Origin of the sequence: Exiguobacterium sp. RIT452, from assembly GCF_003598705.1 — a bacterium.
Lineage (GTDB): Bacteria > Bacillota > Bacilli > Exiguobacteriales > Exiguobacteriaceae > Exiguobacterium_A > Exiguobacterium_A undae.
This window is the reverse complement of record NZ_QXJB01000001.1, coordinates 521186-544064: the sequence shown is the minus strand read 5'-3', so window position 1 is coordinate 544064 and position 22879 is coordinate 521186. Positions and strand designations below refer to the sequence as shown.

Here is a 22879-nt window from a genome sequence, read left to right as displayed (position 1 = left end):
CCTTTGGTTATGGTCGTTTTTTCGTGACAAAATACAACAAGATGCTGAGGGCGGGAATCACGATCGACAAGACGGTCGTCGTTCGCGACAGCCGATCCGTCCGGTGCCGCTGAATGATGATCCAGATTGCAAACAAGACATGTGCCGCCGATAATCCGAGTAATGCAAGGGCTAAACCGATGACGACCGTATCAATCTCATCAAATTCAACTTCCCATCCTTCGTCCGGTGCACCGCTAAGAGGTGATGACATAAACGGTTGAAAAATAGCGGGTACGCTTTTTCCATAGCTTTGTTCAAGCGTCAATCGTCCGCCTTCAGCCGACGTACTGTATATCCGGGCTGCCGTGACCATCCACTCTTCTTCGACAACTGTCTTCAGCGGAGCAGAATCAGTTGCCTGCCATTCCTCCCCTAGTTGATATCGAATACCGCTTTCCGAAATATCCGATGTACTCCGGACGATGAAACCACTGAAACCAAACATCAGGCTCAACACCAATACGACAATCCCGGCACGTAAAATCCGTTTTGCAAACAACTTTTGGATCAGTTGTAATTCATGGATCAATGCCTGCGATTGTTCTTCACCACCAAATCGATTGATGGCAATTTTCATTGCCGCCTGTTCCGAGTACCCGTCAAACACCAGCTCGGCGACAGTTTCCTCCAAGTGTTGCCGCGTTTCGTCTTTCAGCTCCTTCGTTTCCGGCAAATCCGGATCAGCCGAGCGGTAGAGCTGATTTACATACTCATCTATCATCGCGGTCCCCTCCTAAAAATTGATCCATCAATCGTTTGACGACCTGCCATTCCTGCCGTTTCGTCCGCAGTAACGCCCGTCCCTCGTCCGTCAGATGGTAATACTTGCGGCGTGCACCGCCAGCCGCTTCATCACTCCAGTACGAGATGACGGCCGCCTTCTTTTCCAGTCGCTTCAGTGATAGGTAAAGCGTTCCTTCTTTTAACTCAAACGCATCCGCGCTTTTTTCCCGCACTTCTTTTGCGATTTCATACCCGTACCGGTCCTTGTCGACCAGTAACGCCAAAATCAAGGTGTCGATATGTCCTTTTAACAGCTCTTTATCAATTTCCATCTTCTCCCACCACCTCTTACATACAATGTAAAACAATGTACTCTATAATGCAAGGTACTTAATAAAAAAAGAATCGCTTCCACTAAAAAGCGGAAACGATTTCTCAACTACGCATCAATCTCGTGCTGCCAAACGATACAACAGATCAAGCATTTCGATGTACAACCAGATAATCGTAACGATCAAACCGAACGCCGCGACCCACTCCATCGATTTTGGTGCCCGTGCCTGCACTTGTTGCGAGATGAAATCAAAGTCCATCACCAGTGACAGGGAGGCAACGATGACGATGACAAACTGAATGCCGATCGCAAGCGGCGAGCTGCCCGTCATGAACGGTAAGCTGATGCCGAACAACGTCAAGAGTAAGTTGACTCCGTACAAGACGAGGATCGACAGGATGGCTGCCGTGACGGCCGAACGGAATCGTTGCGTCACCTTAATCATACCGGTCGAATAGACGAACCACATCGCAAACGAGACGACGAAGGTCGCAAGGACCGCCTTACCGACTAATCCAGGATACATGCTTTCGAACATCAGTGAAATCGCTCCGACGGCGACCCCTTCGACAATTGCGTAGACCGGTGAAAGTACCGGAGCGGTCCGTGGTTTAAAGGTGATGATCAGGGCGAGAATCAATCCGAGGACGACTCCGCCAATCAATGCAGGAATTAAGAATTGCGGATTTGCGGCCAAGAAGAACCAGGTCCCGCCGGCTGCTGCCGTGACGAGGGCAAGTAAGAGGAAAATCTTACTCATCGTCCCTGCTTTTGTCATCGGCCGTTCGCCGGCACGCGCCGTCTCAAAACCACGGCGTAAGGCAGGATTAACTTTGAATCGTGTTGCCATCTTGCGTTCACTCCTTCTATTTTATCTATGTCTTATTACGGTTGTTTCCCGGAAAAGTTTCAGCTTAACCAACTATTTAAGGCATTCAGCTGAAACATGACGACGGGAATCGATTCCTTTGCCGAGACGAGGTGCGACGTCGCTTGTCCGACTTTGCCTGTCGTCACGAAGGGCTCATCCGTCAACCCTTCACCGATCGGTCCAAACGGATCACTGTCGATCATCCGGTGACGGTACGTGATGAAGACCTCTTGACCGGCCTGATTGACTTTACAGCCCGACTCTTCATCCGGGCGGTCAATCCCATATTCGGCATAATGCCAAACGGTTGTCGCATCCCACGGTGAACCGAGATGAAGAATCTGACCGTCCGCTTCAATGAATTTCTCAAGCGGTGACCCCGGACCAAATCCATTTTCAATCGTATGTCCGGCAACAAATGCCGCTGCCTCGTTTCCCCATGCCGTGACCGACCACATCGGATGGGCACTGCGTTTGACGTCCGGGAACGTCCGGAAAAGTTCAGGAACTTTCCCGATGGCGCGTGTCGGTGTCTTCGCCGGATCGTACGCCGGCATTTCCTGACGAATCGTCTCCCACCAGTCTTCCGGTACGGCGGGACGACTCCAGTTTTTCGGGTCTGAATTATCGGTGCTTTGTGCCGCCATCATGATCAGACCGTCTGCTGTGACGACCTCTTGCAACGCTTCGATGATTGATTGTGCGCCGCCCGGAATCCAACCGATCTCCTTCATCGAGCTGTGGACGAACACTTTCATGCCCGGTGTCACACCAAGCTGTTTTAAATCTGTGATCAATCTTGATTTCGTGACCATTTGTCTTGTTTCCATTTCGCACCCCTCACTCGACGACAAGGCGAATCGTCGATCCTGTTTTACCTTGCGTCACTTCAATTTTCGCATCGACCCGTGATTTCAGTTCCTGGACGTGGCTGATGATTCCGACCATCCGGCCGCTTGCCTGAATCGATAACAGCGTTTCGATCGCCTGCTCAAGCGATTCCGGATCGAGCGTACCGAATCCTTCATCGATGAACATCGTCTCAAGCGATACGCCGCCGCTTGCTTCCTGCACGACTTCCGACAGACCAAGCGCCAAGGCGAGTGAGGCCTTGAAACTTTCTCCGCCGGACAACGTTTTGACGTGCCGTGTCTGCGACGTATAGGCATCAAAGACGTTTAAGTCGAGTCCGTACTTTTTCAAGCCCTTTCCGGCTTCCGTCTTCCGTTCAAGCAGGAAACGGCCCGACGTCATCCCGTGCAGATGCCGGTTCGCGGCTTGCAGGATCTCGTCGAAGTAGGCGGTTTGGACATACGTCTCAAACGTCATCCGTTGCGCATTTTCACCGACCCCGACCCGTGCCAACTCACCGATGATGCCATAGCGTGTATCTTCTGCCTCGATTTGTTGTTGTAACGTCGACCAGGCATCGACCAATTGCTTGACGTGGAGCCGTTCTTTTTCGGCACCGATCCGCCGGTCCGTCGCTTCGGTCAATTCGGCTTCCGCCTGCTCGACAGACAATCGGATCGTCGCTAAGTTCGGTCGGTCCTGCGCTTTTACGATCTGACGAATGCGCTCCAGTCCGATCTCGACGTCCTGACGTTTCCGCCGGTCGGCTTCCAGTTGTTCCGCCAATTGGGCAATATCTTGCCGTGTCATCCGTGCCTGTTCAAACTGTTCGACCGTCGCAAACCGTTCTTCCTGCAGGCTCCGTTCGAACGTTGCTTTCGCTTCCATCCACTTCGATGTCCGCTCCGTCAAGTCTGTTTGGATGTGCTCCAACCGATCGCGCCGCACCGCGACGTCTTGATCTAGTTGTTGTTTCTGATTGTGGGCTCCCGTCCGTGCCGTTTCAAACGACGCCAACCGTTTGCTTAACGTCTGCTGTTCCGTCTCTAATTCACGACGCGATGGAGCATCCGGATTCCGGGTCAACATGCCCTCGAGCCGGGCCAGTTCCAGCTGCAGCTTCGACTGGCGATCCGACTCTTCCTCAATCTGACGGTCCAATCGTTCCAGTCCTGTCTCGATTGTGCGCAATTGCTGCTCGAGCTGTTGTTTTTGCTCCTGTTGCCGTTGCAACGCGGTTTCCTGTGCCTGTAAGGACTCGATTTCTGTCCGAATCACGGTTAGATCGGTCGGAAGTTCCTTACCTTGACCAAGCGTCGTGATGTCGTGTTCGAGTTGCCGTTTCCGTTCCGCGATTGTCCGGTACGTTGCCTGCAGTTCCTGATGCGCCGTCTGGGTTTTTAAATAAACCTGATGTAAGGCTTCGACATCCAGCGATTCCGCTTTAACGGCAAGGTGCGGATGCGACGTGCTTCCACAGACCGGGCAGGCGTCTCCCTCATGCAGGTGCGCCGCCAGTTCTGCTGCCAGTTGACGGCGTTCGTTTTGCCGTCCTGTCGTATAGGCAAGTTCCGCCTGCTCTTTTTCCTGTTTGACCCGCGTTCCCTGTTCGATCAACCGGAGCCGCTCCGCTTCGTTTCGTTGCCATTCCTGCTGTTTTTGCTCAGCAGTCTGTAAGAGGAAACGCCGTTCCTGAATCGTCAGACGGTTGCTTGAATCGTCCGTCATCGCACCGACGCTTGTTTGAAGGGTCGTCCGTTCACCACGTTTCTGATCACGTTCCTTGCGCAGGGCTTCCGGATTCAGCTCGGCAATCGCCCGGGTTAACTGCTGTTGTTGTGTTAACAGCTGTTCTTGATCCTGCAACCGCTGCAGTTCTTCTTCGATTTGCTCCAGGCGGCGTGCTGCCTCACGCATTTCCGGTTCCTGCGCCGCCAGCCGCTCGACGTCTTGATTCACCTGATCAAGCCGCTGCAACAACTGCTCCAGTTCTGTCGAAACGTGTTGTTTCGTAGCCGTCAACTGCTGGACCGTCTGTTGCTCCGATTGGAACGTCTCAAAGACTCCGCTGATTGCCGCCGCCCGCGTCGCCGCGTCGTATCGTTCCGTCTGATGTTTCGTCTCCGGCAATGTCACCGCCAGTTGTTGTTCGAGTCGCAGCAACTCGTCGTACTCGACAAAGGTTTGTTCGAGTTGCTCTGCCTGACGCAGACGATCCGTCACGCGTTGTACGGTCTCGCGGATCGCTTGTTCCGTGACTGCAGCATCAGTGATTTTTACCTCAAGTGACTTCAGCAGCTGATCCGTTTCTTGACGAATCGTCGTTTCCGTCGCCTCTGCCCAGTTCAGCTCAAGCGGCAGTTCTTCAAGTTTCGACAACTGCTTCGTCTTTGTTTCTTTGATGGCTGCGGCGAGATCCAGTGCTTTGCGGTGCAAGCGTTGTTGAAACTCCCCATAGTGTTCCGTCTTGAACAGTTGCTTGAGAATCTGTAACTTGTCTTTTGACTCTGCCATCAGCAATTCCCGGAATTTATTTTGCGGGAGCAATAAGATCTGTGAAAACTGTTTATGGTCAAGTTGCAACAATTCCTGGACTTGTTGGCGGATTTCCGGAATCTTCAGCGCAAGAGGCTTCCAGGTCGTGCCGTCATGTCGGGCGAACTCGGCTTCATGCCCATAATCCGTCTTATTGACCGGATGGGGCTGGCTCGGTTGCCGGATGATCCGGTACCGTTCCCCTTTAAGCAGAAATTCGAGTTCCACTTCCGTCTTTTGGTCCGGTTTGGCGAAATGACTGCGCAGATCGCTCATTTCCCGTTCCCCGCCTGATGTTTCTCCGTATAAGGCAAATGTCAATGCATCAAAAATCGTTGTTTTCCCGGCACCGGTATTGCCGGAGATGACGAACATCGTCCGCCCCCCGAGTTCGCGAAAATCAATCGTCTGTTCATCGGCAAATGGTCCGAAGGCACGTAAGGTCAATCGTTCTGGACGCATGCAGCTTCCTCCTCTAACACGGATTGCATCGCATCCGTTGGTTGTTTTTCACGAACCGCTTCATAAAATTCCCGGAACAGATCGGTCAACGTCGCCGCCTGGACTTGATCGCGGGATGCTTGCACCGATCGTGTACTTTCACGTGTAAAGCCGGTCCGCTCGAGATGGAGAATGTTCGGATAGATTTTCTTCAGTTTCCCCATCGGATCGATCAACGCTTCGGCATCCGTCAAATTGATTTTGATGTAATCGTCCGTTGTTTGGGTCGCGACAAAGACCGGATCCGTCAATTCTGCGAGGCTGCCTGTCAGTTCACGCAGGTCGCGTTTAGCGGCCAACGGTTCAAACCGGCGGTCAAACATCCCCGCATCGTTGAGCGTCAAGATGTCGACGCCTTTCACGTGATGTGCTTCCGAGAACGAGTATTTTAATAACGAACCGCTGTAACGGATCGTGTCTGACTTGATCGCAAGTGGATTATGCAAATGCCCGAGTGCCGTGTACGTAAACGGAGCAAAGGCACTGGCGCTGACCTGTCCCGCCGTTCCGACCGACAACTGGCGTTCGGAATCCGTTTCAAGTCCGCCGATGACAAAGGCATGCCCGACGAGGACGCTTGGCCCCTCGATCGTCATCGTTCCGATGATTTTCCGCATCGCTTCATCATGGGTCCGGATCGAATCATCTTGATGGATGTAACGGACGGTCGCCGGATCCGCGAACGGGACCGGGTAAAAACGGACGCCTTGAATCTCGATTGGTTCAATGGTTGGTGTTAACTTTCCGGCCAGATGAAGACCCGCCCGTTGTAATAACGTCGTTCCGAAGCTCAGTCGTTCTGCTGAATCATGGTTTCCGCTGATCGCGACGACCGGAATCTTCCGTTCGAGCACGATTTCGGCTAAGACGGAATCCAGCAGTTCGACGGCTTCCGTCGGCGGGACAGCCCGGTCATATAAATCACCGGCAATGATGACCGCGTCCGGTTGTTCCCGGTCAAGCAACCGGATAAACTCGTCGAGGACGGCGCGTTGGTTTTCAAGCATCGATTCCCCATGAACGATTTTCCCTAAATGCCAATCGGCAGTATGAATCCATTTCATCTTTCATCACGCTCACTTTTCCTCTATAATATCTTTATTTTAGCATGACTTGATCGCTTCTGCTGAAGCTCCTGCTGATTCCAAACCAAACAAAACCCATCAATCAATCGGGGATTTCCCCCGGTCAATCAATGGGTTGCGTCTTGCTTCACGGCTTAAAAGCCAATCCATGATCTGCTAACGCCCGTTTCAACTTCGGTATCGACGAAGGACCGATTCCGTGCCACCTCAGCACCTCGTCTTCCCGGTACATCGATAAGCTAGTCAAGGATGTCACACCATGTGCGTTCAATGCCCGTTGTGCGGGTTTTGCGAGTGAAGAAAACACCTCGGATTTGGATGCATTGGATTGCATTGCCATCCCCTCCTGTTTCCCTAAACAAAAAACCGCCTCCTCATTTAAAAGGAGACGGTTCTTTACAACATGTTAGAGGTCATCCTCAGTGGGTCCGACGCTTTTGACGAAATCGCTTCACCGATGTGAAGATGGATACCGATCCTCCGATGATTGCTCCGACGACAATCCCAGTCGTAAATTTTCCTCCGGGATTTTTGCCAGAACCTGGTTCAGTTGCTGTTATATGCTCTTCCTGTTTCTGCTCGAATAACTGTTGGAGAGGGGAGGATGTAGGCTCGACTTCGACAATCCGGTCAACTTCCTGTTGACGCTCTACCCGGCTTTCGACGCTGCAAGGTGACAGATAGAACGGATTCAGATTCGTCCGATACCGGTCTGGATTCCAATTCGCCTGCTGAACGGCTTCAGCTGCGTGGTCTGTCCGCTTCGTCTGATCCAATGACTGGATCGATTGATCGAATTCTTGTTTCATCGTAATCACTCCTCTTCACATTCAATTCCACCTAAAAAGCTCCGACTTACGTCTGAAGTCTTATTTACCTCTTTTTTAAACATCTAAAACATGTATCGAAAAAAATTGTTTACTTTTTTGTGAACGCTTACTTGAAATACGTTGCGTACGTCTGTTTTGCCTGTTCCGGATCCGCTTCCCCGTGAATCAAGATCCGCCCGTCGGCAAAGGCGACAATCCGGTGCTGCTCCGTCTCGAACATCAGCAAATACGGGTTCCGTTGACTTTTCATACCGCGTGCCCGTATCTCGTTTTCCAGCCGGACCAAATCCCGTTTCCCTTCTCCCCGGACTTGCACGGTGTCCCGACCGCACAACGTGACGAATTGGAGCGGCGTTCCGTTGAGATAAGGATAGACGGCAGCGTCACCGCACGTAGGACAGGCTGCTTGTTTTAAGGACGTGACATCAATCTGACTCTGCTGATTCGTCCAAAGATCAAACGACAACAACGTCCGACGTAGTGCTGCTTTCGCACCCGTCAACAGTTTCAAGGTTTCCGTCACTTGATGCGAGGCAACCAGTTGGACGGCCGGACTGATGATGCCCCGGGTATCGCACGTATCCTGTTGTTGCGGCAGATGATTCAGCAAACAATGCAGACAAGGCGTCTCCTTCGGTAAAACGGTGTATGTCATGCCGTAACTGGCGACACAGGCCCCATAAATCCAAGGGATCTCCCGCTTTGCCGCGACATCATTGATCAGCATCCGAATCGCGAAATTATCTGTCGCATCCATGATCAAATCCGCCTCCGCAACGAGTCGATCAATGTTCGTCGCCGTCACGTCCTCCACAATCGCTTCGATCGTCACCGTAGAATTGACTTCGCAAAGCCGTTGCTTGGCTGCGACCGCTTTCGGCAACCGTTCCCGGGCATCCCGTTCCGTGTACAATTGTTGCCGTTGAAGATTGCTCCACTCGACGTAATCGCGATCAATCAGGGTCACCCGTCCGACACCGGCCCGGACAAGCTGTTCCGCACTGGCTGTTCCGAGCGCACCGAGACCGATGATGACGACGCGGCGCTCAGCCAGTTGATCTTGTCCGTCTTGTCCGATTGGACGAAAGCGGATTTGGCGGCTGTAGCGGTCCGTCATGGACGGCTGATTCCAGTCGTCGGACTGCTTGCCGTCGCATACCGTTTTTTCTCGATCCGTCCCGCTTCGAAACCGAGGCGCCCGGCTTCGACCGCCAGTTTCATTGCCTGTGCCATCTTGACCGGATCGGTGGCGTGGGCGACCGCAGAATTCAGCAAGACACCGTCGGCACCGAGCTCCATCGCGTAAGCCGCGTCAGCCGGTGAACCAATCCCCGCATCCACGATGACCGGGACCGTCATCTGCTCGATGATGAAACTGAGCGCAAGCGGGTTTAAAATCCCCTGCCCTGAACCGATCGGTGACGCTGCCGGCATGATTGCGTGACAGCCCAGTTCCTCGAGCCGACGGGCGAGCAACAAATCATCCGACGTATACGGCAAGACGATGAAACCGTCCTTGATTAATTCCTCTGCCGCCCGTAAGGTTTCGATCGGATCCGGCAATAATGTCTTGTCGCAACCGATCACCTCGACTTTAACCATGTCGCACATGCCGGATGCCCGGGCGAGCCGGGCCAGCCGGACGGCTTCTTCCGCCGTTTTTGCGCCCGCCGTATTCGGCAACAGGTCATAACGACTTAAGTCGAGTGCCGCAAGTGGATTCGTCTGTTCCTTCGCAAAGACATCGAGACGCCGGACGGAAAACGTTAAAATGTTCGTTTCCGATGCTTCGACCGCTTGTTGTTGCGTTTCAGCGTCCGGGTATTTTCCCGTTCCGAGTAATAATCGTGATGCAAATGTTTTTCCGCCAATTTCTAACATGTTATCCGCCTCCTACAAAATGAACGATTTCAACGACATCACCGGGTTGGACGTTCGTGTCCGTATACCGGGACCGGTCGATGATTTGATGATTTTGTTCGATGATGACGACCTCTTCATCGATGTTCAACTGCTGAATCAAGTCGTGTAGCGTCTTCGTTTGTTCCGCCAGTGGATAGTCTTTCCCATTCAATCGGATCTGCATGTATTCTCCTCCTCGTGTCGTCTGCAACAAAATGCCTCCAGCGTAACTTCCGGTTTTCGGTTCATGACACAATCGGCGAGGACTTGTGCCGTCACCGGAGCGAGCAAGATGCCGTGCCGGTGATGTCCCGTCGCGACCAACAAACCGTCAATTCCTTTGACCCGTCCAAGATACGGTAAGCCGTCACGGGTCTGCGGCCGGACACCGGACCAGATGTCAACCAGTGCCGCATCACGGATCGGCGGATACACGTCAATTGCTGCCGCCAACAGGTCCGAGATGCTGCCCGCGTTGACCGTCGTCGATTCCTCACCAACGTGTTCCGTTGCGCCGATGATAATCCGTCCGTCTGCTTTCGGGACAAGGTACACCGTCTCATGAAACAAAGTCTGCTCCAGTCGACCGGTTGTGAGACGGACAGATAGGCACTCACCTTTGACCGGAAGCGTATCAATCGGAATCCCGATCGTTTGCAACAACGGTTCCGATCCTCGTCCGCCGGCGATGACGACCTGCCGACCAACCTGTTGTCCCCGGCTTGTCTCCACCCCGGTTATCGTCCCGCTGTCCCGCAAAAGACGCAAGACACTTACCTGTTCTTCAATCACGCCACCCCGCTGTTCAATCGCTTGCCGTAACGCACGGACAAGCAACGGAGGATCGACTTGACCGACCCGTTCAAATTGGACGGTTTGCTTTGCCTGGCGCAGCTGAAACGGCAGTTCGAGATAACCGCTCGTCAACCCGGTCTCGTCGAACAATTGACGGACAAGCTGCGGATACAGGACACGGCTGACTGCCGCTAACGCATGTAACGGTTCCGACAGTTCTTCGTCCGTCGCGAGCATCCCCGCTGCCGCCCGTGTCGCGCCTTGTCCGACTGCCGACTGATCGAGCACGCGAACACTTTGCCCCCGATTTAATAACTCATAGGCGAGCGTCAAACCAATGATACCGGCACCGACGATTAATACATCCGGTTGTTTCATCGTCCAATCACCGCCCGGAACCGTCCGGCTGCTTCCGCCGGATGGATTTGTCCCAAAATCCCGGACAGGACGGCAACTCCGCTACACCCGGTCGTTAAGACATCAGACAGATTTTCCGGTTTGATTCCGCCGATGGCGATGACCGGGATCGATGTCCAGTCGACGACTTGCTGTAACGCATCGAGCCCCCTTGGCGCCACGCCGGGTTTCGAATCCGTCTCAAAAATATGACCGTACATCACGTAATCGGCGCCGGCTTGTTCCGCCACCATCGCTTCGGTCAACGAGTGAACCGATTGACCGATGGAGATCGTCGGAAACTGTGCCCGGACACGCTCGACCGACAGACTGCGGCGTGTCAACTGGACGGTCGTGCCGGTGACGAGTGCAGCATCGAGCCGGTCATGGACAACCAACTGGTCTGCGCGGACTCCTTGGTCGAGCAACGTATCAATGCAGGAAACCAATTCCCGGACTGACCAGGTTGGCTCCCGTAAGTGGATGCGATCGACGGACAGTGCGAGCTGCGGAAGGGTCTGTTCCAGCACTTCCTTACTGTCGCGTCCGGTTGTAATCAGGTGTAAATGTGACATCGTTCCCCCTCCTTTCCACACGAAAAAGGACCACCCCATGAACTGATGGAGTGGTCCTACGAAAAGGGCGACGCTTGGCGTTCCCTCGATAGATGATCGGATACCACTTCCCTCCGCTAGTACGAACTAGATCAGGTTCAAAGGGTCCGGATACTTCCGTCTCAGTCTGCTGCGAGACTCCCCTAGTGTAGATATTTATTTGTGTGGTACGTCTGTAGTTTACCACGGGTAGTCCGATTAGTTCCACCCTTGATTAGTGTCGCATGTCCGATTCGACCGCTTTGACCTGCTCGATCAAGCGTTGGTATTCGTCGACACGTTTCGTTTGCGACAAGTCATACGTTTGTTTTAAGCGTAAGACCCGCATGACTTTCTGGTTGAGATCGGCTGTCGACAGTTTCCCTTGTTTGATCCGCGCCATGATTTCCTTGTGAACGGACGCGTACGCGCCGGGTGAGGAAAACATCGCCATATCCGCACCGTTTTCAAGTGCAAGACCTGCCGCTTGAGCTAATCCGTACCGTTCTGTGATGGCTCCCATGACGAGATCATCCGTGATGATGACACCATCAAATTTCAGTTCACTCCGTAACACACCGGTCATGACTTCTTTCGATAACGAGGACGGTCGATTTTTGTCGAGAGCCGGGAACAGGATATGCGCGACCATGACCATTTCAGCCCCGTCTTGAATCGCCCGTTTAAACGGGACCAGCTCCGTCTGCTCAAGTTCCGCTTTCGTCGCATCGACCCGCGGCAGACCGACATGCGAGTCGACGGTCGTATCTCCGTGTCCCGGAAAATGTTTGACGACCGGCACGATATCTTCTTCCTTCATTCCCTGCATCAATGGCACACCGAGTCGTGCCACTTGTTGCGGGTCCGCACTGAGCGCCCGGTCGCCGATGATCGGATTCGCCGGATTATTGTTGACGTCAAGGACCGGTGCAAAATCCATGTTGAATCCGTAAAAACGGGAAATGGAGCCAAGCGTCTGCCCGACGTCTTCCATTAATTCCGGATCATTTTTTTGACCATATGCCAGGCTCGGCGACAGTTTGAGTTGTGCGTCCGGAACCCGGCTGACCCGTCCACCTTCTTCGTCAAAACCGACGAATGCCCGTTGATCCGACGTTTGCGCTTCATTGATGTCAGCCGTCAATGCCTTCAGTTGGCCGGATGACGTGATATTACCGCCGAGTAACAACACTCCACCCAGCGCATGTTGCTGCAACAGCCGGCGATCCGCTTCCGTCAATGCTGTTCCGGCCACACCGATGTAGAGCAGTTGATCGACTTTTTCCGCCGTCGACATCTGAGAGACCGTCTGCTTAAGTTCATTTTCCACTTGTTCCCGGGCAGACGGTTGCTCCGGTTTTTGTGGTTTCGGCTGTTTTGTTTCTTCGGCTTGCTTCGGTGCCGGTTCGTCCGGTTTCACCGTCTCGTCGGCACAACCGGACAACAGGACAGTTGCGAAGACAACAGGGAAAAACAGCTTCAAATCGGTTCCTCGTTTCGGACGCCGTTGATTGAATAGTAGACTTCAATTTCTGCGTTCAACGATTGGGAGACGGAGCAGTATTTGTCTTTTGACAATGAAATCGCCCGACGGACCTTATCTTCCGGTAAATCGCCTTCAAGCCGGTAATGGATCGAAATCGTCGTGAAGCGGCGCGGATGGTCGTCTGCCCGTTCCCCTTCGATGTCCATTTCAAATGAGGTCAACGTCAAACGCATCTTCTCTAAAATCGAGACGATGTCGATGCCGGTACAACCGGCAACGGCGTGGAGTAACAGCTCCGTCGGGCGTGGTGCTTGATTGTCGCCTCCGTTATCCGGTGCTGCGTCCATCGCTAAGTGATGTCCGGATTCGGTCTCGCCGCTAAATCCCATCTTGTGGTTCCAAGTGACTGTTGCTTGCATGTTCCGTCACGTCCTTTACATGTTTTTTAGTTGTCTTTACTTCTTCAGTATACCCGAATCTCCGCCAAGTGAAATTGACGTGCTATTCGCAATAATGCTTCTTTTTCACCTTCCTCTAAATCCTGTTTCCGCACCACTTGAATCATGCTATTCTGATACACGATAGTTTTTTGCGCACAGGCGCTAGAAGTGAGGAATGTGTATGTCATCATCATCGACTCGTTTGAGTCAAACCGACTGGCTGTTGATCGCAACGTTATCCATGTTGACCTTTGTCCTCGGAACAAGCGAATTCGTCATCGTCGGGATTTTATCCGAAATCGCAGACGGTCTGAACATTACGATCGCGAAAGCCGGGACACTCGTCTCTGCCTTTGCTATCGCTTTCGCCATCGGGACACCGATTACGATGTCACTGACCGGACATCTCGAGCGGCGTAAATTAATGCTTGGCTTGATTTTCGTCTGGATTTTGCTGAATGTCTGCAGCAGTATTGCACCGAATTACGAAATCTTATTATTGACCCGGATCGTGACGGCTGTTTTGACGGGCGTCCTGATTTCGCTTGCGATGGTCGTCGCCAGTGACAGTGTCCCGATTGCAAAACGCGGGGTCGCCGTCTCGTTCATCTTCGGCGGTTTTACCCTTGCGAACGTCTTGGGAGTTCCAATCGGTACCTTCATCGGTCAACATGCCGGGTACGCCGCAACGTTTTGGCTGACAAGTGCACTTGGCGTCATTGCGTTAGTCGGTGTCTTCAAAGTCGTTCCGGTCCAACAATCAACGGCGACCAGTTCGATTCGCGATCAACTTCGTCTACTCGCCAATCCGCGGATCATGATTGCCTTTTTCATCCCGTCGTTTGGATTCGGTGCGACGTACGTCGTCTATACGTATCTCGTCCCGGTTCTTGAGCTGGAGTTGAAATTGCCGTCGACGTGGATCAGTCCGATTTTGCTCGCGTATGGTGTTGTCTCGATCTTCAGTAACATCTTGGCCGGGAAAATCGCCAGCCGGAACCCGATCGGTCGTCTCCGTTTCGTCTTCATCGTTCAGGCGATTGTACTCGCCGCCCTCTACGTGACGACAGCGTCCGTTTCGCTGGGGCTGATCAACATTGCCTTGATGTCCTTGATGTCGATTTTATTAACGACCTCAACACAAATCTATCTGATTGATTTGGCAGAGAAGTTTAATCCGGAAGCAAAAGGGCTGGCCGCGTCCTTGATGCCGGTCGCAAGCAATGTCGGGATTGCCTTCGGTTCTGCTTTAGGTGGACTCGTCTATGCGAACGGTCCGATCATGAATATCGCGCTTGTTGGCGGTGCCGTCGCCTTACTCGCAGCTGCTTTGACCGCTGTCAGTCACCGACTCGATCAGCGGGCATAACATCCAAAAGACTTCTGTTCGAATGGTGCCATCACTTGTGGCATACGGAACAGAAGTCTTTTTGTTGCATCCGGAACTTAAAGCCGACGGTTACTCAGACCAAACCTTACAACACTGTTAGGTAAAAGTATCCAATTTGTTTCTTTATCTGTAAACCGGCATGGTACGGTAGAAACAGCACTTGATCCCAACTACTTAAAGGAGTTTTTATTATGAAATCGTATTATGCCCTTCCGTTGACTGCCCTGTTACTGACGGCGACGGTCAGCCCGGTCGCAACATCTGCTGCGACACCAACAAAAGTTGAAACGAAAAAACCGTTGTCGGAAAAAGTACTCGCGAAAAAGAAAGCAGCGATCGCTAAACTGGCGACATCACTGATCGGGACTCCGTATAAAGAAGGCGGCACGACAACAAAAGGGTTTGATGCCTCTGGCTTCACGCAATATGTTTATCAAAAGAGCGGTCTGACACTCGAACGGACGATTGCGAAACAAGCCGCGATGCCGCTCAAGACCGTCACACTTAAAAAAGCGGTGCCGGGCGACTTGTTATTCGTCCAAGCAAAAAAAGCAAAGGCACCGAACTTCGTCGGGATCTACACCGGTAAAAATAAGTTCGTTGCCGTAACGACGAAAAAGGTCGAATCGCAAGACCTGACGTGGAGTTACTACACGAAACAAGATATCCTCATCAAATCGTATCAATGAAACAAAAACGCAATCCGGAACTCGTCATGAGTTTCAGATTGCGTTTTTGTGTAGAACGTAAGAGATCAATCAATTAAGAATAAGTGAATTTAACGACGTTTCTTTTCGTTTCAGTTTGTCTTTAATATTTCCCTCATACAGAACACGTTCTGATACGGCATCAACAATACGGATATTGATGACACCATCATCGATTCGATTCGCCGTGTAAATCAAATCATCTTTAAGCTCAGTGTAAGAGCCTAATCCAAACTTGTCTGTTACTAACGGGATATCCATCGAGTGTTTTTCTGATTTCTTTGATGCTAAATCATAGACAATCCAGCTTGATTGATCCGAATCCCCTTCAAGCATGATCAGTTTTGTCCCATCCTCACTTAGTTCGGTTTGGTTGGCAATGATCGAATTCAATGCTTTTAAAGGCTGAGCCGTTTCCCCATCACTCCAATACGTCTTTTCTATTGATTCATCTGACCCTTCTAAGTATTCCACCGTACGATAGACAATCATCTCGTCATGGATACCTAAAATCATAACCTCTTTTTTAGAGGTATACGGTAAATTGATTTTTTGAACCGTATCGTTTTTTAAATCAATTTTGTACAACAACGTCCCTGAATTGGTTTGATAGTCTTGCACGCTGACATATAAATTGTTCCCAATTCGTCGATATGGATTAAGTTCGGTCTCTACTAACTTCTGAGCTTCAGCAGGTGCCGGAAACATTTTTTTGACAACACGTTGCTTACTACCCTGCCAGTACTGTAGTTCCCACTTATTGTTGTTTGGTGTTCCTATTGCATATGAGACACCTTCTTGTTCCAACGTAAGAACGTAATCGGAACGGATGAAGCGCCGGAAGTCAGCGGGTGCACCATTCTCATTATATGGACTTTCAAACAAGCCGCTGATCAGATTTTCTTTTGTTTTTTCGACATGACCATCCAGTCGAACGTTGTAATCAACCCCCTTTAAGCCCTGATCATAAAGTTCTGCTTGAACAGATCGGACAAGCGGTTGTTTCGGATCGCCTTTTACTGTCTCAACGGTAAAGTCCGACTCATCAATCGATTGAATAAAGACGGTATAAATGCCCACCGTTAAGAAGCTGACGACAGCCAATATGAGTACAAATTTAAATTTTCGCATGACGTCCTCCTCAGACCGAAATCTTCCATTTTAATAAACGCAGGCTTTTCCAAATTGTATAGACAAAGTACAGCACAAAGATTGCCACCATGATTGCTGATATTTCTTGCGATAAAAAGATATCCAGCTTTTCAATCACATACATGTTGCCTACCGTAATCAGGAGTAGAAAAGAGACTTCAAGAATGATAAAGATCAAGCCTTTCGCTTTTCGGTAAGACCGCTCCAGTAGAATGAGCATAAACAAGAAACTGACGACAAACAGTGATACAAGGACGATGAGCAACAAATCTACTACGTTCATCGTATATAGCTGTTTTAATGCCATCGACATATTAAAAGATGACGCACGGTAATCGTCTTTAATCAGCCAGTTGAATATGACATAACTGAGTTGGATGACCACCCACTGTAATCCGATAAAACTGATAATCACGAGAGCCAGTGATGTCCATTTGGCAAAAAAGATTTTCGCCCGGCTGCCTGGTAACAGCAGTAAACGGTATATGTACTTGGATTCACCTAACCAATCCCGGTACCAAATCTGAATGGCATACAAAATGACGAGAACGATTCCAATCATAATGACATAGCTGAAATATGAACTTGCCTGTTCAAACGATAACTTTCCAATCGTTTCAATTGCATCGCTTTCAGATAATTTGGCGTAACTCATATACTCCTTTACTTGTCGTTCGTGATAAATGACCCGCCCGACAATGATTAATATTTCGATACTTGCCATCGCAAGGATGACCGAGACAATCATTTTCCAGCTTCGCTTTAACTCTTCGTTTGTTAACATCAGATACTGTTTCATCGTTGATAGACCTCCCGCATCCGGTCCTGGACCGATTTTCCGTATACTTCGCGCATCTCTTCTGTATCGTGTTCATCAATGATCCGACCGTCCTGTAAAAAGACGACCCGGTCAATCAAATGTTCGATTTCAATGATTTCGTGTGTCGTCATCAAAATGCCACGTCCTTCCATGTAATGACTCGAAAATATCCAGGCAATCTGTTCCTTCGTAAATAAATCAATTCCGGCAAACGGTTCGTCGAGTAACAAATACGGCCGGTCAAGTGCAAAACCGAGCACCAAACTGAACTTCGCCTGATTCCCTTTCGACAGTTCCAAGATTTTGTCGGTCGTCAATAACTTGAACAGACCCATCAATTCTTCGGCGACCTTCGGATTCCAGTCCGGATAATAATCACCCATATACGTCAGAGCGTCACCAATCGTCATGTAACCGGGCATCGTCTGCAGATCCGGAACAAAGGCGATTTTTTCGCGTGAGACTTCTCCGTCCACCAAGACGGTTCCCGCATCGACCGGGACAAGACCCATGATGGCTTTTAAGATTGTCGATTTTCCTTCGCCGTTTAAACCGATCAAACAGGTGATGCTGTCCGGACGAACCGAAAACGAGACACCTTCTAAAATCGGTTTCTTCCGACCGTATCGTTTTTTCAAACCATGGACTTCAAGCATCGATCTTCCTCCGTTCCGTTGACTGATACATCGTCTCGACCTTCGTGACGACTTCGCCTAATGGAATCTGAATCGCTTGGACCGCCTCGATGAATTGTGCGACTGCTTCATCCAACATCTCCGTCCGGACTTTTTTGACAATTTCTTGATCCATCGTGATCTTACTCGGTACGTTTCGTTCTGTCGTAATCAATTGCTGATCCTCCATTTCTTTATACGCTTTTTGTGCCGTATTCGGATTAATTCCGAGTTGCGCAGCGATTTCCCGGCGCGATGGAATTTCCTGCCCGCATTTGAGTTCTTCCGTCGCGATTTGTTCCTTGAACCATCGGACGACCTGAAGATACACCGGGCTTCTTTGGTCAAATTGCATCGTGGTCTTGACCTCCCTTTCCCGTTCACTGTATTAAAACAGTAATACACTTTCTTTCTGTATCATACGCGTAGTACAGTTGACTGTCAATCCATTTCCAAAAAATACTTCACTCTTAATTTATACGGATAGAATTAGATTACGGACATAGTACCTGTAACTTTTTTGCTACTTCATTTACTTAAAACATTTGCATTTTGAAAATACTTTAAGTCCACGATTAAATTTCTCATATCAATACTCTTTTGAAGGTTGTGCAAACAGAAAGAGAGAAGGTGCGCTTTGATCGGCACCTTCTCTCTTTTTCTATCCTCACACCATTTCATTGAGTATACTTTTCAAATAATCCATGTTTTCAACGACACTAACGTCTTCTTTAAAACGATTAATAGTGTGATTTAAATTTTTTTTGTTCGCACTTGTTGGGAATCCTGAACAAACGTTTAATATACTGTTGAGTTTTTTAGAATTTCCACCAATGAAGTAGTGGGACAGATATTTTTTATCTTCTGAAGCAATGATTACCACTGTTGCAAAATCCAATACATCCTCCACATCTTCCTCTATTATTAGTTTGTCTGAGGAACATGCTGTTTCAAATTCATAACTGCTGAACGATGTTATGCTGCCGTTTAATACATCTAATACCGATTTTCTGTAGATGCAATACACACCGCAAATCGTATCATAAGAAGGTATGAACGGATCCTCCATCACCCTCGCAATTTTTTCGTCGCTTTTATCGATAGAAAGGGCATGAAAACGATCCACCATCATTTTGTCTATAAACTCTATTCTTTTCGGAATAAATTTTTGTAGAGAATATTTATCCAAACTGTTGTCAACCTTTCCTATAGTTTATAAAATCAACTCTGATACCCTTAATTCCAGAAAATCATACTAAAATACCGCACTCCGAAGGGTGGCGGTATGAGTAATCTTATTTTTGGAATTCTAAAATGGTTTGTTGAACTGGAATACCTGACATCGGAACCGTTCGCTCAACGAACAAATATCGTTTCCCGTTTACTAAAAAGCGGCGGTTCCCTAAATATTCGACAAGTTTTCCGTCTTGTTTGAGTTTATGTTCAATCGCTTTGACGTGTTCATCCAATGTGTAAAACCGATCATCAAATGTCATCGTGATATTTTTGTTTCGAAATCCGAGTAAGTAACTGTAGAAAAACCAAAATCCCGCCCCTAGTGCCAAAAATGCTAATAGAAAGTCCATGAGTGATTCCCCCTTTTGATATCTTATTTTACGTTCAAGATAATGTAAGGGTTCCCAAATTATTTGAAAATTATCAAAAATCATTGGAATAAAAAAACTGACTCTGAACGATGTCCAGAATCAGCTTGTCTTGTTTAGTAGGGTGTTGGATCTTCTTGCGGTGTATCCGGAATTTCGGTTGGTTCCGGGAACGTGTCCGGCTCCGGTTGACGGATTGGATCTTCCTGTGGCGTATCCGGAATTTCTGACGGAGGTGTCGTCGGAATCTCGTCCGGTTGTTGATTCGGTTCGTGTTCTGGGACTTCATTCGGATTTTTCTTCATGATTATTTCCCCCTTATGATGTGATGTAGTCGCCGCCATTGATATGAATCGTTTGACCGGTGACGTAACTTGAGTCGCGTGACGCCAGGTAGACATATGCCGGTGCGTTTTCAGACGGTTGCCCGCGGCGTTTCATCGGTGTGTCTTCCCCGTGTGCTTCCACCTTCTCTTTTGTGAACGTTGCCGGGATGAGCGGCGTCCAAATCGGACCCGGTGCGACGGCATTGACTCGAATCCCTTTTTCAATCAAGTTTGACGCCAGCGAACGCGTCAACGTCGTGATTGCCCCTTTGGTTGCCGAGTAATCAATCAGTGATGGTGCCCCGCGATACGCCGTGACAGACGATGTATTGATGATTGAATCTTCCTTGTTCAAATGCGGTAACGCAGCCTGCGTCAGATAGAACATTGAAAAGAGATTCGTTTCGAACGTCTCTTTTAACTGATCCGGTGTGATCGCCAAGAAATCGTCTTGCGGGAACTGTTTTCCGGCATTGTTGACCAGGATATTCAATTGACCAAACTCTTGAATGACCTGATCAATGATCGGTTGGGCATTCTCCGGTTGACTGACATCTTTCGCAAACGCCAGTGCCTTGACACCATACCCTTCAATCAATTGTTTCGTTTTTTCTGCATCCCGTCCCTCATTTAAGTACACGATGGCGACGTTTGCGCCCTCTTTGGCATAGGCAATCGCGACAGCACGCCCAATGCCGCTGTCTCCGCCCGTTATCAACGCCACTTTACCTTTCAACTTACCTGATCCCACATATTCCGGGTCGTCGTACACCGGTTCAGGATTCATTTCGGATTCGATTCCCGGTTGCTGATCCTGTGTTTGTCCCCGTGCTTGTTGATGCATCTGCTCTAATTCTTCCTCGCGCATATGACCCAACCCCTTTTCAATATTTAATGACTACCTTCATTAACATTCCCTTGCCATATATCAATAAACGTCGTCAGTAAAAAAATATTTTTTGTTCAAGTAAAGTATTTGTTGAACCTTCAAGTTATTTTTATCGCTGCAGAAGAATTAATAGGTTTAATCTAAGCCTTCAAAGCAAACGACTGATGGTCGGATGCAGAGCACCATATCATCTCGGAAATCAAAAAAAGAGCCGGCGCATACTGTAGCGCCAGCTCTTCTGCCTATTAGGATGTCTTCTCCTTATTCCGGAATAACCGATCCCACTTCCCTGCTTCAAGCATCGTCTGCAACTGAACGGGATAGAAGGTGACCGTCGATAACTCTTCAAGCGGAATAAACCGATACATTAATTCTTGTCCTTCCACCCCAAAAAATTCTTTGGTCGTGACCGTCATCTCATCCAACACGGTCACTTCATATTGAACTACCTCCACCTACGCTTAACTTAGAGGTGGAGGATTCCTGAGTTATCCGACCTAACGGTCGAAACCTGATCAGGCTAACCCCGTCGTTCCGACGGTTAAAGAAGTTAAGATACGTTCGGCTTCTTGTTTGAGATTCAGTCCTGCGTTCACATCCCGGTCGTGATGGATGCCACAACTCGGGCATATCCATTCACGCAAGCCAAGATGTTTCACGTCTTTGTGTTGATGGCCGCAACTGGAGCACAGTTGACTGGAAGCAAAGGTCTTGCCGACCTTCACGACGGTCTTCCCGTACCAGTCCGCCTTGTACTCCAGCATGCGGAAGAACTCCGACCAACTGACGTCCGAGATGGCCTTGCTCAACTTGCGGTTCCTCTGCATGTTCTTCACCTGCAAGGTCTCGATGCCGATGACGTCGTGGTTTTTGACGATCTCGGTGGATACCTTTTGCAGGAAGTCGGTTCTCTTGTTGGCAATCTTTTCGTGGATGCGGGCGACCTTTCGCTTCTGCTTCTGATAGTTCCTCGCCTCGGAAAGTTTGACTTTCTTGTTCAGGGCGATGCGTTGACGGCGGGAGAGTTTACGCTGATCGCGCGCCAGTTTCTTCTCAAGCGTTCGGAAGTAACGGTCGTTCTTGTATACCGTGCCATCCGACAGGATGGCAAAGTTCTTGAGTCCGACGTCGACTCCAACAGATGAACCGGTCTTCGGCAGTTCTTTGATCTCCTGCTCGACGAGCAGGGAGACGAAATATTTGCCTGAAGAGTTACGTCGGATCGTGGCGTTCAAGATACGGCCTGTGACCTGTTTCGAATGGGCGAAACGAACCCATTTCAGCTTCGGAAGTTTGAGATGGTTTCCGACGATCGAGATTTCCGGAAGTTGAGACTTGCCCTGTATGTTGGTCTTGTACGACTGGACGGGATGGCGCTTGGACTTGAAACGAGGGCGTTCGTTCTGTTTCTTGAAGAAGCGGTCAAACGCATCAGCAAGGTGTTTGACGCTAATCTGAACAGATGTACTATCGACTTCCTTCAACCAGTCGAACTCCTGCTTCAACAAAGGAATTTCTTTGGAACAAGAACCGTAGGACAGTCCTTTTCCAGTGGTCTTGTACAATTCATCCCACTTCGCCAAGAAGTGGTTAAAGACGAAGCGCGAACACCCGATCGTCTTCGCGATCAGGATTTCCTGCTCTTTTGTGGGGTAGATTCTGAATTTGTAGGCCTTGTGCTTCAACACCATTTTTCACCTCCTTCAAAGAGAATATACCCGAAAGGTAGGCTAGCGATTCATCTCCCACTTTCACTTCGTTTAGAAGTGGGAGTATTCTCGCCTAATTTTGATAAAAGCCGACTTCATGGAAAGAAACTTCATCATATGTAAAAAAGTTTTCGTGAACCGATAGAAAACGGCTGACCTCTGCCGCAAGACCCAACTCTTCTTTGATTTCGCGGATGACCGCCGCTTCCTCGGGCTCCATCAA

The 22879-nt window shown here is 49.7% G+C and carries 28 protein-coding genes and 1 riboswitch; of the genes, 2 read left to right on the top strand and 26 right to left on the bottom strand.

Annotated elements, in window-relative coordinates; genetic code table 11:
* Positions 1-7 precede the first annotated feature (7 nt).
* From D3D03_RS02750 to D3D03_RS02680, 15 genes are all read right to left on the bottom strand, one after another.
* The gene (locus D3D03_RS02750; protein ID WP_119922648.1) at positions 8-763 is read right to left on the bottom strand and encodes a permease prefix domain 1-containing protein; all 756 of its coding nucleotides are present in this window, start codon (positions 761-763) and stop codon (positions 8-10) included.
* Complete coding sequence (locus D3D03_RS02745; RefSeq protein WP_119922647.1) at positions 753-1097, bottom strand: PadR family transcriptional regulator; 345 nt, start codon at positions 1095-1097, stop codon at positions 753-755. Before D3D03_RS02745 ends, D3D03_RS02750 begins: the two co-directional genes overlap by 11 nt.
* Before the next feature lie 114 nt (positions 1098-1211).
* The gene (locus tag D3D03_RS02740) at positions 1212-1949 is read right to left on the bottom strand and encodes a Bax inhibitor-1/YccA family protein (RefSeq protein ID WP_028106556.1); all 738 of its coding nucleotides are present in this window, start codon (positions 1947-1949) and stop codon (positions 1212-1214) included.
* 59 nt (positions 1950-2008) lie between these two features.
* The gene (locus D3D03_RS02735; protein ID WP_119922646.1) at positions 2009-2800 is read right to left on the bottom strand and encodes an AAC(3) family N-acetyltransferase; all 792 of its coding nucleotides are present in this window, start codon (positions 2798-2800) and stop codon (positions 2009-2011) included.
* 10 nt (positions 2801-2810) lie between these two features.
* Positions 2811-5819: an AAA family ATPase gene (locus D3D03_RS02730; protein ID WP_119922645.1), complete on the bottom strand. Its 3009-nt coding sequence runs from the start codon at positions 5817-5819 to the stop codon at positions 2811-2813.
* Positions 5801-6922 carry an exonuclease SbcCD subunit D gene (locus tag D3D03_RS02725; protein WP_119922644.1) on the bottom strand — a complete coding sequence of 374 codons (1122 nt, stop codon included), beginning with the start codon at positions 6920-6922 and terminating at the stop codon, positions 5801-5803. Before D3D03_RS02725 ends, D3D03_RS02730 begins: the two co-directional genes overlap by 19 nt.
* A gap of 148 nt (positions 6923-7070) precedes the next feature.
* Entirely contained in the window at positions 7071-7277 is a 207-nt protein-coding gene (locus D3D03_RS02720) for a helix-hairpin-helix domain-containing protein (protein ID WP_119922643.1), read from the bottom strand.
* A gap of 85 nt (positions 7278-7362) precedes the next feature.
* Positions 7363-7752, bottom strand: coding sequence for a hypothetical protein (locus D3D03_RS02715; protein ID WP_028106560.1), 390 nt, complete (start codon positions 7750-7752; stop codon positions 7363-7365).
* A gap of 127 nt (positions 7753-7879) precedes the next feature.
* On the bottom strand, positions 7880-8890 hold the full coding sequence (locus D3D03_RS02710; RefSeq protein ID WP_119922642.1) for a ThiF family adenylyltransferase: 1011 nt from the start codon (positions 8888-8890) through the stop codon (positions 7880-7882).
* Positions 8887-9654, bottom strand: a complete 768-nt coding sequence (locus D3D03_RS02705) for a thiazole synthase (RefSeq protein ID WP_028106562.1) — start codon at positions 9652-9654, stop codon at positions 8887-8889. Before D3D03_RS02705 ends, D3D03_RS02710 begins: the two co-directional genes overlap by 4 nt.
* 1 nt (position 9655) lies before the next feature.
* A complete protein-coding gene (gene thiS / locus D3D03_RS02700) occupies positions 9656-9859 on the bottom strand; it encodes a sulfur carrier protein ThiS (RefSeq protein ID WP_119922641.1) in 204 nt (67 codons plus the stop codon).
* Positions 9844-10848, bottom strand: a complete 1005-nt coding sequence (locus D3D03_RS02695; RefSeq protein ID WP_119922640.1) for an NAD(P)/FAD-dependent oxidoreductase — start codon at positions 10846-10848, stop codon at positions 9844-9846. The genes thiS and D3D03_RS02695 overlap by 16 nt, the downstream gene beginning before the upstream one ends.
* A complete protein-coding gene (locus D3D03_RS02690; protein ID WP_119922639.1) occupies positions 10845-11441 on the bottom strand; it encodes a thiamine phosphate synthase in 597 nt (198 codons plus the stop codon). Before D3D03_RS02690 ends, D3D03_RS02695 begins: the two co-directional genes overlap by 4 nt.
* Before the next feature lie 91 nt (positions 11442-11532).
* Positions 11533-11635, bottom strand: a riboswitch (TPP riboswitch).
* Positions 11636-11694: 59 nt separating this feature from the next.
* Entirely contained in the window at positions 11695-12942 is a 1248-nt protein-coding gene (gene nagZ, locus D3D03_RS02685; RefSeq protein WP_119922638.1) for a beta-N-acetylhexosaminidase, read from the bottom strand.
* Entirely contained in the window at positions 12939-13364 is a 426-nt protein-coding gene (locus D3D03_RS02680) for an OsmC family protein (protein WP_026833298.1), read from the bottom strand. The genes nagZ and D3D03_RS02680 overlap by 4 nt, the downstream gene beginning before the upstream one ends.
* Positions 13365-13560: 196 nt before the next feature.
* Between D3D03_RS02680 and D3D03_RS02675 the strand changes: the two genes are divergently transcribed.
* A complete protein-coding gene (locus D3D03_RS02675) occupies positions 13561-14754 on the top strand; it encodes an MFS transporter (RefSeq protein ID WP_119922637.1) in 1194 nt (397 codons plus the stop codon).
* Positions 14755-14966: 212 nt separating this feature from the next.
* Entirely contained in the window at positions 14967-15464 is a 498-nt protein-coding gene (locus D3D03_RS02670; protein WP_119922636.1) for a C40 family peptidase, read from the top strand.
* A gap of 69 nt (positions 15465-15533) precedes the next feature.
* Here D3D03_RS02670 and D3D03_RS02665 read toward each other — a convergent pair whose 3' ends face one another.
* From D3D03_RS02665 to D3D03_RS16710, 11 genes are all read right to left on the bottom strand, one after another.
* Entirely contained in the window at positions 15534-16613 is a 1080-nt protein-coding gene (locus tag D3D03_RS02665; RefSeq protein WP_028106569.1) for a hypothetical protein, read from the bottom strand.
* A 10-nt stretch (positions 16614-16623) separates the two neighbouring features.
* Positions 16624-17433 carry a hypothetical protein gene (locus D3D03_RS02660; protein WP_119922635.1) on the bottom strand — a complete coding sequence of 270 codons (810 nt, stop codon included), beginning with the start codon at positions 17431-17433 and terminating at the stop codon, positions 16624-16626.
* Positions 17430-18110: an ATP-binding cassette domain-containing protein gene (locus D3D03_RS02655; RefSeq protein WP_119922634.1), complete on the bottom strand. Its 681-nt coding sequence runs from the start codon at positions 18108-18110 to the stop codon at positions 17430-17432. Before D3D03_RS02655 ends, D3D03_RS02660 begins: the two co-directional genes overlap by 4 nt.
* The gene (locus D3D03_RS02650) at positions 18103-18483 is read right to left on the bottom strand and encodes a GntR family transcriptional regulator (protein ID WP_026833304.1); all 381 of its coding nucleotides are present in this window, start codon (positions 18481-18483) and stop codon (positions 18103-18105) included. Before D3D03_RS02650 ends, D3D03_RS02655 begins: the two co-directional genes overlap by 8 nt.
* Before the next feature lie 312 nt (positions 18484-18795).
* Complete coding sequence (locus D3D03_RS02645; RefSeq protein WP_119922633.1) at positions 18796-19317, bottom strand: hypothetical protein; 522 nt, start codon at positions 19315-19317, stop codon at positions 18796-18798.
* Positions 19318-19423: 106 nt separating this feature from the next.
* The gene (locus D3D03_RS02640; RefSeq protein WP_035387638.1) at positions 19424-19714 is read right to left on the bottom strand and encodes a hypothetical protein; all 291 of its coding nucleotides are present in this window, start codon (positions 19712-19714) and stop codon (positions 19424-19426) included.
* A gap of 134 nt (positions 19715-19848) precedes the next feature.
* The gene (locus D3D03_RS02635) at positions 19849-20037 is read right to left on the bottom strand and encodes a hypothetical protein (protein WP_026833306.1); all 189 of its coding nucleotides are present in this window, start codon (positions 20035-20037) and stop codon (positions 19849-19851) included.
* A 13-nt stretch (positions 20038-20050) separates the two neighbouring features.
* On the bottom strand, positions 20051-20926 hold the full coding sequence (locus D3D03_RS02630; protein ID WP_119922632.1) for an SDR family oxidoreductase: 876 nt from the start codon (positions 20924-20926) through the stop codon (positions 20051-20053).
* A 266-nt stretch (positions 20927-21192) separates the two neighbouring features.
* Complete coding sequence (locus D3D03_RS02625) at positions 21193-21402, bottom strand: NUDIX hydrolase (protein WP_147367707.1); 210 nt, start codon at positions 21400-21402, stop codon at positions 21193-21195.
* A gap of 60 nt (positions 21403-21462) precedes the next feature.
* Positions 21463-22635, bottom strand: a complete 1173-nt coding sequence (gene tnpB, locus D3D03_RS02620; protein WP_119923088.1) for an IS200/IS605 family element RNA-guided endonuclease TnpB — start codon at positions 22633-22635, stop codon at positions 21463-21465.
* 94 nt (positions 22636-22729) lie between these two features.
* Entirely contained in the window at positions 22730-22876 is a 147-nt protein-coding gene (locus tag D3D03_RS16710; RefSeq protein ID WP_158583670.1) for an NUDIX domain-containing protein, read from the bottom strand.
* Between the last annotated feature and the right edge of the window lie 3 nt (positions 22877-22879).